The 13,572-nt window shown below is 74.4% G+C and carries 8 protein-coding genes; 4 read left to right on the top strand and 4 right to left on the bottom strand.

All coding sequences use genetic code 11. The features are described 5' to 3' along the window. Position 1 precedes the first annotated feature (1 nt). Entirely contained in the window at positions 2 to 3,925 is a 3,924-nt protein-coding gene (locus tag AB0Q96_RS17905) for a helix-turn-helix domain-containing protein (protein ID WP_365326425.1), read from the bottom strand. Between the two features lie 136 nt (positions 3,926 to 4,061). On the opposite strand from AB0Q96_RS17905, the gene AB0Q96_RS17900 reads away from it, so the two are divergent. Beyond that, positions 4,062 to 4,490, top strand: coding sequence for a peptidase inhibitor family I36 protein (locus AB0Q96_RS17900; RefSeq protein WP_365326423.1), 429 nt, complete (start codon positions 4,062 to 4,064; stop codon positions 4,488 to 4,490). Positions 4,491 to 4,667: 177 nt separating this feature from the next. Further along, positions 4,668 to 5,297 (top strand): HutD family protein, encoded by a 630-nt coding sequence (locus tag AB0Q96_RS17895; RefSeq protein ID WP_365326421.1) that lies wholly within the window; start codon positions 4,668 to 4,670, stop codon positions 5,295 to 5,297. 72 nt (positions 5,298 to 5,369) lie between these two features. Here the strand turns inward: AB0Q96_RS17895 and AB0Q96_RS17890 are convergent, their stop codons facing one another. Continuing rightward, a complete protein-coding gene (locus AB0Q96_RS17890) occupies positions 5,370 to 5,762 on the bottom strand; it encodes a metalloregulator ArsR/SmtB family transcription factor (RefSeq protein WP_365326419.1) in 393 nt (130 codons plus the stop codon). A gap of 93 nt (positions 5,763 to 5,855) precedes the next feature. On the opposite strand from AB0Q96_RS17890, the gene AB0Q96_RS17885 reads away from it, so the two are divergent. Next, on the top strand, positions 5,856 to 7,832 hold the full coding sequence (locus AB0Q96_RS17885) for a heavy metal translocating P-type ATPase (protein ID WP_365326417.1): 1,977 nt from the start codon (positions 5,856 to 5,858) through the stop codon (positions 7,830 to 7,832). Positions 7,833 to 8,089: 257 nt separating this feature from the next. On the opposite strand, the gene AB0Q96_RS17880 is transcribed toward AB0Q96_RS17885, so the two are convergent. After that, entirely contained in the window at positions 8,090 to 9,967 is a 1,878-nt protein-coding gene (locus tag AB0Q96_RS17880) for a class I mannose-6-phosphate isomerase (protein ID WP_365326415.1), read from the bottom strand. Positions 9,968 to 9,995: 28 nt separating this feature from the next. Beyond that, on the bottom strand, positions 9,996 to 12,173 hold the full coding sequence (locus AB0Q96_RS17875; protein ID WP_365326413.1) for a fructose-specific PTS transporter subunit EIIC: 2,178 nt from the start codon (positions 12,171 to 12,173) through the stop codon (positions 9,996 to 9,998). 192 nt (positions 12,174 to 12,365) lie between these two features. Between AB0Q96_RS17875 and AB0Q96_RS17870 the strand changes: the two genes are divergently transcribed. Further along, positions 12,366 to 13,553 carry a LacI family DNA-binding transcriptional regulator gene (locus tag AB0Q96_RS17870; RefSeq protein ID WP_365326411.1) on the top strand — a complete coding sequence of 396 codons (1,188 nt, stop codon included), beginning with the start codon at positions 12,366 to 12,368 and terminating at the stop codon, positions 13,551 to 13,553. Positions 13,554 to 13,572: the final 19 nt, after the last annotated feature.

Below are 13,572 nucleotides of genomic sequence, written 5' to 3'. Positions count from 1 at the left end.
CTCACGGCTCCGCCCGGCAGGTGTCCACGTACGGAACGTCAGGCAGCAGCGCCCGCCACTCGGCGCGCGACAGCCCCGCCCCGCCGACCCGGCGGCAGACCGCAGCCGCCGTACGGTCCGGGGCGAGGGGGTAGGTCTGCGGAGGTGTGCGGTCGCCCGCCGTGCGCAGTGCGGTGCCGTCGGTGTCGAACGCCAGGGCCAGGATCGTGTCCCCGGGCGTGGACAGCGGCCCGCCGATCCGCTGGTGGGACGCGGTGTCCCAGAGTTGCAGGGTGCCCTCGTCCCCGGCCACGGCGAGGGTGCGGCCGTCGGGGGAGAATGCGAGGGCGGAGACGAACTGGTACGGGTTGCTCTCCTCGCCCGGCAGCACGCCGAGGCGCCGGCCGAGCCGCCCGTCCCAGAGCGTGACCCGCCCGGACGCGTCACCCACCGCCAGCAGCGCGCCGTCCGCGCTGAAGGCGAGCGCCGTCGCCTTCCCCGGTCTCCGGGTGTTCGGCAGGAGGGTGCCCCCGGGCATTCGGTAGGCCTGCCCCTGCGCCGTCACCAGCAGACTGCCGTCCGGGTGCAGCGCGATCCGTCCGAAGCCGCCGGTCAGGGTGGCCGTCGTCCGCCCGCGCCGCGGGTCCCGCACGCGGGCCGGAACGGCGCCGGGGCCGGGTGGGCCGGACACGACCAGCGACGTGGCGTCGCCGCCGAAGGCGACGTACGACCAGGGCTCCGGGCCCAGTTCACGCGCGCCGAGCACCGAAAGGGCCCGGCGCTCGCGTACGTCGTAGAGGGAGACCCGCGGCGACTGCGCCGCCCCCGCCCCGTACACGAGGCGCCGCCCCGCCGCGTCGAAGGCCAGGGTGACCCCGCAGTCCTCCGCCAGCGGCCACTCCTCGGGCAGCCGGCATGCCTCGCTGCCCGGCTCCGCGAGCGGCCTGCCGGTGCGTGGGTCGAAGAGGCGGAAACGGACGCGGTCCCGCTCGGCACGCGCCGTGGCGAGTACGCCGCCGCCCGGACGGAACGCCGCCGCCACCGTCGGGACGGCGTCCCACCGGGCTTCGAGCGACCGGCCGAGGGAGAGCGTGTGGACGGTGGGCCCCCACGAGCCCTCCGGGCCGCCCAGGTACCGCACCACGCCGGCGCGCAGGTCGAGCCGCAGGTCCTTCACGACCTCCCCGACCAGCCGGTGCCGGAAGACGGGCAGCGGCGCACCCACCCGCCACAGCAGCAGCTCCTTGCCGTCCGAGGCCGCCAGGAAACCACCGCCCGGGGCGAGTTCGACGGCCTCCAGGCCCTGGTACTCGACCTGCGGGAGCTCCCGCCCGGAGGTGACGTCCCAGGCCCGGTACCCGGTGTCCCCGATCAGGCCCAGATACCGGCCGTCGGCGGAGAACGCGACCCGCTCCTGAAGACACTGCCGACGGGTGACCTCCGGCAGCCGTGGCGCCGACACCTGGCGCTGCCGGGCCACGTCCCACAACTGGAGCCGTTCGCCGGGCACACACAGCGCCACATGCCGGCCCTGAGGGCTGACGGTGGCATCGGCCGGCGCCGTACCCGCCGCGAGCGAGGGCCAACGGCGTTCCCTTATCTGCTGGTTCCGCAAGGCGGTGAGATGGTCCCACCGGAGGTCGCCGGCCGCGGTGTCGTCGGGGCCGGGTGCCCGCGCCCGTCCGGCCCCGACCGTCCACTCCAGCAGCGGGCGCCGCACCCCCAGGTCCCACAGCCGTACGCGAAAGCCGTCGCGGGTGGTGTCGTACGCGAGCAGGCTCCGCCCGTCGGCACCCATCTCCACACCCGCCCTCGACACGACGGGCATGCTCAGGAGGCTGCCGCTGTCCAGGTCCCGGGCGTTCACCCGCCCCGCCGGGCCGAACTCGGGCAACCAGCGTGCGCCCGCCTGCGGAAAGGCCACGTCCCCGGCCGCCTTCCCCAGGCCCGGCGCCGTGCCGGTGCGGCGCCGGCCGGCGACGTCCCACCAGGTGACCTGGTCGGCGCCGACGCTGATCAGGGTGCGCCCGTCGCCGCTGAGACGGCGCATGGTCCCGGCGTCGCCGTCGGGGTCGGTGAAGACGTCCTGCTCCCGCTGCGCCATGGCGCTCGACAGCGCCGAACGCGTCTCGGGCAGATCCGCGACGCGCCAGGCGGCGAGGCCGAGCCGCATGGCCTGCTGCGGATCGCTCGCCTGGAGGCTGTACGAGACGCCCGCGACGCGCCGGGCCTCCGCCTCGACGTGGCGGCGCTCGGCGGCCCCGTTCTGCTGCCAGGCGACGAGCGAGGCGAGGAGCCCCAGCACGAGCAGCACCGACCCGACGCCTGCCCGGGCCCGCCGCCCCCGGCGTTCGCGGCGGCGCGCGGCGGCCGAGATGGTGAGGAACGCGCGTTCCGACGGGGTCAGGCCGACGCCGCCGCCCACCTGCTGCTCGGCATCGGCCAGCCGCAGGCCCCGGTACAGGGCGCCCGGGTCCCGTCCGAGCACCTCCCAGGCATCGGCGGCCTCGGTGAGCCGACGCAGCGCACGGAGCCGCTCGCGGTCCTCGTCGAGCCAGTCGCGCAGGCGCGGCCAGGCGGTCAGGACGGCCTCGTGGGCGAGGTCGACGGTGTCGCCGTCGAGCGTGATGAGACGGGCCCGGGCGAGCCGTTCGAGCACGAAGTCCGTTCCGGCACCGGAAGGGGCACCGATACCGCCGCCGGTGCCGCTGCCGCCGCTGCCGTCGGGCTCCGTGTCGGTGTCGGCCGACGCCGCGATCTCGGCCCGGGTGGTCGGCCGGCGGGTGTCCGGGGTTCCCTCGCCCGGGGTGACGAGCCGCAACAGGATGCGCCGGGCGGTCGTCGCCTGCTCGGGGGTGAACCGGGCGAACACCTCCTCCGCCGTGTGCGCGACCGCCCCGTGGATGCCGCCGGCAGCCTCGTACGCGGCTTCCGTCAGGACCCGGCCCCGGCGCCTGCGCCAGGTCTCCAGGAGCGCGTGGGACATCAGCGGCAGGCCGCCCGGTTCCTCGGCGACCTCGCGCACGATCCGGGCCGTCAGGGTCCGCTCCACGACCAGCCCGTCCAGTGCCGCGGGCCGGACGACGGCCTCGCGGAGCTCGGCCTCGTCCATGGGGGAGAGCAGGAGCGTCGCCTCCTGCGCGGCCTCGGACAGGCGCCGGTGCCGTGCGAGACGGGCGTAGAAGTCGGCGCGGACGGCGAGGACGACCCGTACGCCCCGGCCGGGTTCGGCGGCGTCCAGCAGTAGGTCGATGAACCGGTTCCGTGCGGCCGGGTCGGCGCACAGCGTGAACACCTCCTCGAACTGGTCGACCACGACCACCGTGCCCGCGCCCGCGTCACGGATGTGCCCGTGGGTATCGGCGGGACGCGCCCCGGGCGTGAGAATCCGCACGGAGGCGGTCCGGCCCGGCGAGCCGATCGCGGGCGGCCCGCCGGTCGTGCCGGCCGGCCCCACCGCGTTCCGCCGCAGCCGAGGAATGAGCCCGGCCCGGAGCAGGGACGACTTCCCGCTCCCGGACGGCCCCGTCAGGACCACCAGCCGTCGCTCCCGTACGAGCTCCACCAGCCGCGCCACGAGCCGGTCCCGTCCGAAGAACCGTTCCTCTTGTCCCGTACCGAACCGGGCGAGACCGAGGTACGGCGGCTCGGCGTCCTCGTCGTCGGCCCTCGCCTCCTCCTCGGTCTCGCGGAGCGCCTCGTGCCAGTGCCGTTCCCACTCCTCGGGATCCCCGCCGCACGCCGCCACGTAGGCCCGCACCACCGACAGCGACGGCAGCCGGTCTCCGGCGGCGGCCTGGGCGAGCGTGGCCGTGGAGTAGTGGGCCCGCGCCGCCATGGCGCGGTAGGTGAGGCCGCCGGCCTCCTGCCGTAACTTCCGCAACGCGTGGGCGAACCGCGCGGCGGCTCCCGCGGTCGGATCCAGCGGCCGTTCCCGACGTCCCATGGCATCCCCCGTTCGTCCGTGCCAAGGCCCCGACGACGCTAGGGAATTGTCCGAACTGGTGAAACAGGACTGCCGGACAATCTCCGGCCCGCCGAATCTGGTCCCACCGCCCTGTGGCGGAGGTATCGAGGAACCCATGGACGAAGGACGGGAGTTCACCATGAAGCGGAACAGGCTGGCCCTTGCGGTTGCGACGGGCGCGCTGGCGACGGTCGCCACCCTGGGGACGGGCGCGGGGACGGCGAGCGCGGGAACGACGGCGACGTGGCAGGGCTGCCAGTCCGGGCAGATCTGCGTCTACCCGGAGCTCAACGGCGGCGGCACCCCCTGTGTCTGGTACGGCGACGACAACGACTGGCGGTCGGGGTCCCCGTACTGCGACAAGACGGTGAAGTCGATCTGGAACCGGGGCACGGGCGGCGCCGGCACCTACCGTCACGTGCAGTTCTACTTCAACGCCGGCTACGACAAGCACTACGCGTGCGCGGGCCAGGGCTTCAAGGGCAACACCGGCCCGACCGCCGGGGTGGTCCTCAGGTCCCACGTCTGGGCGACGAGCTGCTAGCGAGGCCCCACGCCGCCGGCGACGTGCCACGCCCACGCCGGGCGTGGCACGTCGCCGGCCGGGACCACGGGCCGGGACCACGGGCCGGAAGCACCGGACGCGACGGGGCCCCGCGGCGGCCCGCCTAGACTTCGTCGGTGATCCGCCCCGTACCGCCAGCAGGCCAGGAGCCACCCGATGGACCCCACGGACCACACCGCTCGCACGGCACACACCGCGCACACCGCCCCCTCCGGCCAGATCGACTCCTTCTTCGATGTCGAGACCCTGGCCGCCGGTCGATGGCGCAACGGGGGCGGTGCGACGAGGGAGATCGTCGTGCGTCCCTCGGACACGGAGGAGTTCGGGTGGCGGGCGAGCGTCGCGGACATCGACGCGGACGGCCCCTTCTCGGCGTTTCCTGGTGTCGACCGGACGCTGACGCTGCTGGCGGGCGACGGCGTGCGCCTGGTCTGCCCGGGGGAGTTCGACCGCCTGCTGACGCGGGCGGGGGAGCCGTTCGCCTTCTCGGGGGATCTCGCGCTGGACGCCGAGCTGCCGGGCGGGCCCTGCCGCGTTCTCAACATCATGGTGCGGAGGGGCCGTTGGGAGGCCAGGGTGGAGCGGGTCTCCGGTCCGGTCCCGCCGAACCCGGGGCACGCGGGCCTGCTGTACGTCCTGCGGGGGCAATGGCGGACCGGCGCTGACGAGGGTGGGGGCGTCCTCGCGCCCGGCCAGGGCGTGTGGTGGGACGGGCCCGGTCCCGCGCCGCGCCCGCTGTCGCCCGACGCCACCGCCCTGTGGGCGGACATCACCCCGGTGGGGTGACCGGCTTCGGCCGACCCGCGCCGGCGCCCGCCGGCCGGCGCCCAGGCCCACGGCGAGGTGGATGAACGGACATCAAGCCCTTGAAGCGGATCCTTCGAGGGCGGCCCCGGCCGGGACGTCGCGGACGCCGAGGCGCAGGTGCTCGACGTGGTAGAGGGCCTGGTCGAGGAGTTCGGCGACGTGGTTGTCGTAGAGCGCGTAGATGATCGACCGGCCGCGCCGCTCGCCGGTGACGAGGCCCAGGTTGCGCAGCAGGCGCAGCTGGTGGGAGCAGGCGGATGCCTCCATGCCGACGGCGTCGGCGAGGTCGCCGACGGAGCAGGGGCCTTCCTGGAGGCGGGCCAGGATGTGCAGCCGCGAGGGCGTGGCCAGGGCTTGGAGGGTGGCGGCGACGTCGGACGCGCCGACGGCGTCGAGGCGTTCGCGAGTGGTGGCGTTGCTGCGGCTGTCCGTTCCGTGGCCCATGACCCCATCATACGGATGACATATGAAGACCTATTCAAGTGTTCCTGTATGGTGGAACCCTCGCCCCAGCCACCCGTGAAGGGTCCCTCTGTCATGTCTTCCGCTCTGGATCAGCGGCCTTCGCCGTCCGCGTCCCGGCCCCCGACGGCGGCGCCCCGGCGCCGGACGCGCCTGCCGGCGCTCCCGGAGGCACGCTGGGCGTTCGCGGCCCTGGTGCTGTTCCTCCTCGCCCTGCCCCTGCACCTGCTCGACGGTCCGGCCTGGCTGTGGGGACCGCTGTTCGCCGCCACGTACGTCACGGGCGGCTGGGAGCCGGGGTGGGAGGGCCTGAAGGCCCTCAAGGACAAGACCCTGGACGTGGACCTGCTCATGGTCGTCGCGGCGCTCGGTGCCGCCGCGATCGGCCAGGTCCTCGACGGCGCCCTGCTGGTCGTCATCTTCGCCACCTCCGGCGCCCTGGAGGCCCTCGCCACCGCACGCACCGCCGACTCCGTGCGCGGCCTGCTCGACCTGGCACCGGCGACCGCGACCCGCCTGCTGCCCGACGGCGCGGAGGAGACTGTCGACGCCCGGCTCCTCGCCGTCGGGGACACCGTCCTCGTACGGCCCGGGGACCGGGTCGGCGCCGACGGGCGGGTGACCGGCGGCACCAGCGAGGTCGACCAGGCGACCGTCACCGGCGAACCGCTGCCCGTGGCCAAGCGGGTGGGCGACGAGGTGTTCGCCGGCACCGTGAACGGCACGGGCGCCCTGCGCGTACGGGTGGAGCGGGACCCCTCGGACTCGGTGATCGCCCGCATCGTGAAAATGGTCGAGGAGGCGTCCGAGACCAAGGCGCCCACACAGCTGTTCATCGAGAAGGTCGAACAGCGGTACTCGATCGGCATGGTCCTCGCGACCCTCGCCGTCTTCGCGATCCCCCTCGCCTTCGGCGACGACCTCCGGCCGGCGCTGCTGCGGGCCATGACCTTCATGATCGTCGCCTCGCCGTGCGCGGTGGTGCTCTCCACCATGCCGCCGCTGCTCTCCGCGATCGCCAACGCCGGGCGCCGGGGCGTGCTGGCCAAGTCGGCCGTCGTCATGGAACGCCTCGGCGAGATCGACACGGTCGCCCTCGACAAGACCGGCACCCTGACGGAAGGCACCCCGCGGGTCACCGACATCCGCCCCCTGCCCGGCACCGCCGTCGACGAGGCCGCCCTCCTCTCCCTGGCCGCGTCCGCCGAGCACCCCAGCGAACACCCGCTGGCCCACGCCGTCGTCGACGCCGCCCGCGAGCGCGGCCTGCCCCTGTCCGACGCCTCGGACTTCGCCTCGGTCCCCGGCGAAGGCGTCACGGCCACCGTCGACGGGCACACCGTCCGGGTCGGCTCGCCCACCCGGCTCCTGCCCGGCGCCGAGCCCGCCGAACACCCCCACGCACAGGTGGTGGCCGAACTGGAGGACTCCGGACGGACCGCCGTGGCCGTCGTACGGGACGGCGCCGTGGTGGGCGTGCTGGGCATCGCCGACCGGCCACGGCCCGACGCCCGGGCCGCCGTCGCCGCGCTCACCGAGCTGACCGGCCGCACCCCCGTCCTCCTCACCGGCGACAACGAGCGTGCCGCACGGCACCTCGCCGCCGAGCTCGGCATCACCGAGGTACGCGCCGGGCTCCTGCCCCAGGACAAGGCCGCGGCCGTCAAGGAGTGGGAGGCGGAGGGGCGCCGGGTGCTCGTCGTCGGCGACGGCGTCAACGACGCCCCCGCGCTGGCCGCCGCCCACTGCGGCATCGCGATGGGCAAGGCGGGCTCCGACCTCGCGCTGCGGACCGCCGACGCCATCGTCGTCCGCGACGAACTCGCCACCGTCCCCGCCGCCGTCCGCCTCTCCCGCACCGCGCGCCGACTGGTGATCCAGAACCTGGCCGTCGCGGGGACCTTCCTCACCGTCCTCGTCGCCTGGGACCTCCTCGGCACGCTCCCGCTGCCCCTCGGCGTCGCCGGGCACGAAGGCTCCACGGTCCTCGTCGGCCTCAACGGCCTGCGCCTGCTCCGTGAGGCCGCCTGGCCCGGACGTCCCTCGCCGTAGGAGGTCCTGGGGGGGGCGTCCCTGGGCTCAGCGGTCGGTCACCCCCGTCCTCGTCCCCCTCACGGTCCTCGTTCCCCCCTCCCCGTCCCCGTCCCCGTCCCCGTCCCCGTCCCCGTCCCCGTCCCCGTCCCCGTCCCCGTCCCCGTCCCTGTCCCCCTCCCCGTCCCCGTCCACGTCCACGTCCAGGCCCGTGGGGCTCCGGAACGTTCTCCGGAGCCCCACGGGTGGGTGGGCGAGCGGGACCGGCCTCTCCGTGCTCAGTCCCCGGCGGTGGGGCTCTCGCGGTGGCTCTCGGGCGCCCGCACCACGAGGGACTTGACGACCTTGACCGGCTCGGTGCCGACGGCGCGCAGCCGGTAGGCCCCGGCCGCGGCCGGAACGGTCAGGGTCTCGAACCGGGCCAGGGGATGCGAGCCCTGCTCGGTCTCGACCAGGACACCGTCGCCCTCGACGACGTTGAGGATGTGGAAGGTGTCCGCGGTGTCGTCCTCCGCGAGGGCGCCGGCGTCGAGCTCCACGCGCCGGACCTCGTAGAACATCTCATCGAGCGCACCCACGACCACTTCGCGCCACCCCTCCCCGGTGCGCAGGACGGCCGGCCGCCGCACCAGGTCGCGGGCTACGGAGGCGCCGGTGCGGACGGTGTCCAGGTTGGCGAACGCGTGCTCGTGGGCGAGGGGGCGGGGGTTGCCCTCGGCGTCCAGGCGCTGCCAGTCGTAGAAGCGCAGGGAGTAGAGGTACGGCGTGGCGCTGACCTCCAGGACGACGTTGCCCGCGCCGCTCGCGTGGGGCGTGCCGGCCGGGATCGTGAACAGCTGGCCCTGCTCGGCGGTGAACGTGTTGACGTGCGCGGCGACGTCCATCTCCGCCCCCCGCGTCGACGCCTCGACCGCGGCCCGGAACGCGTCCGGGTCCGCGTCCTCGCGCAGCCCGAGGTAGACCTGCGACGTGCCGCTCACGGCGGTCATGTAGTAGGTCTCGTGCTGGGTGTACGGGTAGCCGAAGTGCTCCCGCATGTAGGCGTCCTTGGGGTGCAGGTGGAGGGAGAGGTTCCCGCCGTCCGCGGTGTCGAGGTAGTCGAAGCGGATCGGGAACGAGGTCCCGAACCAGCGGTGCACGTCGCTGCCGAGGAACTGCTCCGGGTACAGCACGGGCAGCAGCTGGAAGGGGAGCTCGACCTGGGCGGCGGCATCCTCGCCGACGAGCACCCCGCTCTCGGGCGCCATCAGCTCGTACCCGAGCGCGGTGTTCCCCGCCGGCGGCGTGAAGCCGAGCTCACGCTGGGCCCATGTGCCGCCCCACGGCGTCGAGTTGAAGTAGGGCCGGGTGCGGACCGGCGAGCCAGCCAGCTCGCGCAGCGTGTCCCGCAGCGCGGCGCCGTCGAGCCACGCGGGGCCGTCGGGCGACTGGGTGTCGATCCACCGGTCCACGCGCGGGGCGAGGGCGTCCCGCTGCCGGTCGATCATGGGCCAGTCGACGTAGAACAGGCGCCGGAGGTCGCGCCCCACCACGTCCGCCCGACCGAGGAGGGTGCCCCGGTGCTCGGTGTGCGCCTGCTCGGCGTAGCGCTTGGGCAGGTCGGCGTACCAGAGGACGTCGTGCCGCGCCTCGGCGGCGCCGGGCCCGAACACGAGCGTGACCCAGTCGCCGCCGCCCTCGACGGCCAGAACGCTGTCGAACAGGTCGGACAGCGGGTTCCGAGCGAGCGGAAGGTAGAACGGGTCGTCGGCGAGGGGCCCGGCCGCGGTGCGCTCGACGATCTTCTCCCACGGCGCGTACAGGCGCCGCACGTCGACCGCGCGGACAGCCGCTCCCCGTACGGAAAGGGCGCGCTGGACCTCCTTGGAGAACAGGTCCCAGTCCAGGACCGCCGGCCCGTCGACGGCGACCGTCACGCCACGGGTCGGCAGCGACTCGACGAGGCCGTCCCAACCGGTGCCGACGGTGCCGCCCACCGGGCGGTAGCGGGGTTCGCGGTCGTAGGTGAGCTCGGGGGTGCGGGTGGTCATGGTGACGCTCCGGATCGGGGTGGGGGTGGGCGTGGAGGTGGGGGCGGGGGTGGGGGCGGTGCTGTCGGTGTTGCCGGCGGGGTTCGGGAGAGGGCTTTCGGCGTCGGGGCGGGAAGCGGGGGTCATGCCACGTCCTCCAGGGCAGTCAGGTGGGTCATGCCACGTCCTCAAGGACGGTCAGGGTCCGGTCCGTCGTCGTCGCGGCGCTCAGGCGGGCCCGGAAGCCGGGATCGGCCAGCTTGCGGGCGAGCGCGGCCAGCAGGCGCAAGTGCTCGTCCCCGGCCATCCGTTCCGGGACGGCGATCATGAAGAGGTCGCGGACGGGTATGTCGTCGGGCGCACCCCAGTCGATGCCCGTCTCACTGCGGGCGTAGCCCACGACGGGCCGCTCGACGGCGTCGGTCTTGGCGTGCGGGATCGCGATGCCGTCGCCGAGCGCCGTGGTGCTCAACTCCTCGCGCCGCTCGGCGGCCCGGACCAGGGCGCCCGGATCGGTGACGCACCCGGAGCGGCCCAGGAGATCGGCGAGTTCGCGCAGCGCGGCCGGCTTGTCGTGGGCGGCGAGGGAGGTCGTGACGGTGTCGCGGGTCAGCGCGCCGCCGAGGGCGGAGCGGGTCGAGGGCTCCACGGCCGCCTCGGCGAACACCTGGGCGGGGAGCGTGGCCTGCGGCGCAGCCGCAGCGGCAGCCATGGGGGCGGAGGCGGAGACGGAGGCGGCGGCGAACGCGGGCGCGGGCACGGGGGAGAGGAGGAAGGAAGAGTCCTCGGTAAGGCCCGCCGTGAGGCCCGTCGGACGGCCCGTCGCACGGGCCGTCGTACGCCCGGCGGCCCGCCGGTCGCTGAGCTCCAGCAGCCCGACCGCGGTGACCGCGGTGACGACGGTGCCGATGCCGGCGGCGAGGAAGAAGAGGGGGACCCCGCCGATGGCGCCCATGAGGGCGACGATCGGGCCGCCGTGCGGCACCGCGCCGGTGACGGCGAAGGCGCCGCCGAGGCCGCAGGCGACCGCGCTGCCGAGCATGTTGGCCGGGATGACCTGGGCGGGGCGGGCGGCGGCGAAGGGGATCGCTCCTTCGGCGATCCCGAAGAAGCCCATGAACAGGGCGGCGAGCCCGGCCTCCCGCTGCTGCTCGTCGAAGAGCCGGCGGCGGATCAGCGTCGCCAGGCCCATGCCGCAGGCCGGGACGCAGGCGCCGGCGGCGAACATGCCCATCACCTGCAGGTTGCCCTCGGCGATCAGTCCGGTGGCGAAGAGGAAGGCGGTCTTGTTCACCGGGCCGCCCATGTCGAAGGCGAGCATCAGCCCGATGACCACGCCGAGGAGCGCGGCGCTGCCGCCGGTCAGGCCGGACAGGAAGGAGGTGAGGGCGCCGAAGACCCCCGCGATCGGTTTGCCGAGCGCGTAGATGAAGAACATGCCGAGGGTCGTGGTCGCGACGATCGGGATCACGATGATCGGCATGATCGGCTGCGCGAACTTCGGCACCGGGACCTTCTTGATCCCCAGCACCAGGTAGCCGGCGAGGAAGCCGGTGACGATCGCGCCGATGAAGCCCGCGCCGGACTCGGATCCGTACAGGGCACCGGTGTTGGCGATCCAGCCGCCGATCATGCCGGGCACGAGCGCGGGCCGGTCCCCGATGGCGTACGCGATGTATCCGGAGAGGATGGGCACCATCAGCTGGAAGCCGATGACGCCGATGTCGAAGACGTGCTTCCAGGGCGAGCCGTCGGGGATGACCAGACCGCCTTCGGCCTGCGGGGTGCCTCCGAGGGCGAGTGCGATGGCGATCAGCAGACCGCCCACGACGACGAACGGAATCATGTAACTGACGCCGTTCATCAGGGCCTTGTAGACCACGCCGCGTTCCCGTCCGCCACCCGCCGGGGCCGCGGACGGTCCCGTCGTGCCGGACACCGGGGCCGTCCTGGTCCGCTCCATCAACTCCAGGGGGCGGTGGATGCCGTCGGCGACCGAGGCGACGACGATGCGCTTGCCGCCGAACCTGCCCAGGTCGATGTCCTTGTCGGCGGCGATGACCACACCGTCGGCCGCGGCGACGTCCGCCGCCGTCAGGACGTTCTCGGCGCCGATCGAACCCTGCGTCTCGACCTTGATGGAGTGCCCGGCCGCGTCGGCGGCCTGCTGGAGCTTCTCGGCCGCCATGTAGGTGTGGGCGATGCCCGTGGGGCACGCGGTGATCGCTACGAGCCGGAGCGCGGGCGCCGCGCCAGTCGCCGCGCCAGGCGTCTCGGCGGGCGTCTCGGCGGTCGCCTCCCGATCCGGGCCGGAGGGTGTCCGGCCGGGTCGGGGCGTGTGGGGAGAAGGCATTCGGGTCTCGATTCCTCAGCCTCGCCTCATTGCGAGTTATCGATAACATAGGTGGCTGGGAGAGGCCGGAAGGGTGGGCGAAAGACCTTTCTCCGGCGGCCGATCGGCCCTTCTGCGTCTGCGGAACGACTCCCGTGGGCTCCGGCCGCCGATACTGGGTACGGCAGCACCGGACGGAAGCAGGGCAGCACGATGCCACCGCGGGACACGAGCAGTGAGCGCGACGAGCGCGACGGGACCGACGAGCGGGACGGGCCCGGCAGGCGCGACGGGACCGGCAAGCGCGACGGGATCGACGAGCCCGACGAGCCCACGACGAGCAGAGACTCCGGCGCGGGAAGCGCCAAGGCCGGCGACGAGCCCGGCGGCAAGCCGAGCAAGCCCACCATGCGTGACGTCGCGGCACGCGCGGGGGTGTCGAGCATGACCGTCTCGCGCGTGCTCCGGGACGACCCCCGTATCAGCGAGTCCGCCCGCGGGAAGGTGCTCTCCGCCGTCTCCGCGCTCGGCTACCGGCTCAACGAGAACGCGCGGGCGCTACGCCTGGGCCAAGGCACCCGCCTGGTGGCGCTGATGGTCACCAACCTCGCCAACCCCTTCTACTCCCGCCTCGCCCTCGGCCTCGAATCGGAGCTGGAGCGGCACGGACTCCTCACCGTCGTCGCCAACACGGCCGACAAGGAGGCGAAGGAGCGCGCGCTGACCGCCGACTTCGTCGGGCGCCGCGTGGAAGGGCTGATCGTCGTGCCCGCAGGTGAGGACCACGCGCATCTGCGCCCCGAGCACACCGCGGGCACTCCGGCGGTCCTGGTGGCCCGGCCCCCCGTCGGCCACGAGGCCGACTGCGTCCTCGTCGACGACTTCGGCGGCGGCCGGTCCCTGGCCCACCGGCTCATCGCCGAAGGGCACCGCCGCATCGCCTTCCTCGGGAACGCGGAGGCCGTCTACACCAGTTCGGAACGCCTTCGCGGCTTCCTGGCCGCCCACGACGAGGCGGCCGTGCCGCACGATCCCGCACTCGTCCGGCAGTGCGGAACGGACCCGGTCCAGGCGCTGCGGGCCGCCCGCGACCTTCTGACGGCCGGGCCCACCGCCGTGGTCACCGCCAACAACCGCAACACCCTCGCCGTCCTGCGCGCCGCGCAGGCATCCGGCGCCCGCGTGGCGGTCGCGGGCTTCGACGACGTCGACACCGCGGACCTCCTGGACGCCCCGCTCACCGTCGCGGCGTACGACGCGGAGGAGGTGGGCCGCAGGGCGGCCCGCATGCTCGTGGAACGCCTCGACGCGCCGTCGGTGAAGCGGGGATCCCGCACCTCCGTCGTCCCGGTCGAGATCCGCACGTACAGGGGCGCGGCCCGCAGCGAGCCCACCGCCTGAAGCGGTCCCCTCCTCCGAG

Origin of the sequence: Streptomyces sp. NPDC093111 (assembly GCF_040683955.1) — a bacterium.
Classification (GTDB): Bacteria; Actinomycetota; Actinomycetes; order Streptomycetales; family Streptomycetaceae; genus Streptomyces.
The sequence above is the reverse complement of the archived record's forward strand: the minus strand, read 5'-3'. Positions and strand labels throughout refer to the sequence as shown.

Bases quoted from the DNA above. Each gene is read 5' to 3' on its own strand.
- AB0Q96_RS17870 (WP_365326411.1), top strand. From the start codon at position 12,366: ATGCCACCGCGGGACACGAGCAGTGAGCGCGACGAGCGCGACGGGACC.
- AB0Q96_RS17875 (WP_365326413.1), bottom strand. From the start codon at position 12,173: ATGCCTTCTCCCCACACGCCCCGACCCGGCCGGACACCCTCCGGCCCG.
- AB0Q96_RS17905 (WP_365326425.1), bottom strand. From the start codon at position 3,925: ATGGGACGTCGGGAACGGCCGCTGGATCCGACCGCGGGAGCCGCCGCG.
- AB0Q96_RS17895 (WP_365326421.1), top strand. From the start codon at position 4,668: ATGGACCCCACGGACCACACCGCTCGCACGGCACACACCGCGCACACC.
- AB0Q96_RS17885 (WP_365326417.1), top strand. From the start codon at position 5,856: ATGTCTTCCGCTCTGGATCAGCGGCCTTCGCCGTCCGCGTCCCGGCCC.
- AB0Q96_RS17880 (WP_365326415.1), bottom strand. From the start codon at position 9,967: ATGACCCCCGCTTCCCGCCCCGACGCCGAAAGCCCTCTCCCGAACCCC.
- AB0Q96_RS17890 (WP_365326419.1), bottom strand. From the start codon at position 5,762: ATGGGCCACGGAACGGACAGCCGCAGCAACGCCACCACTCGCGAACGC.
- AB0Q96_RS17900 (WP_365326423.1), top strand. From the start codon at position 4,062: ATGGACGAAGGACGGGAGTTCACCATGAAGCGGAACAGGCTGGCCCTT.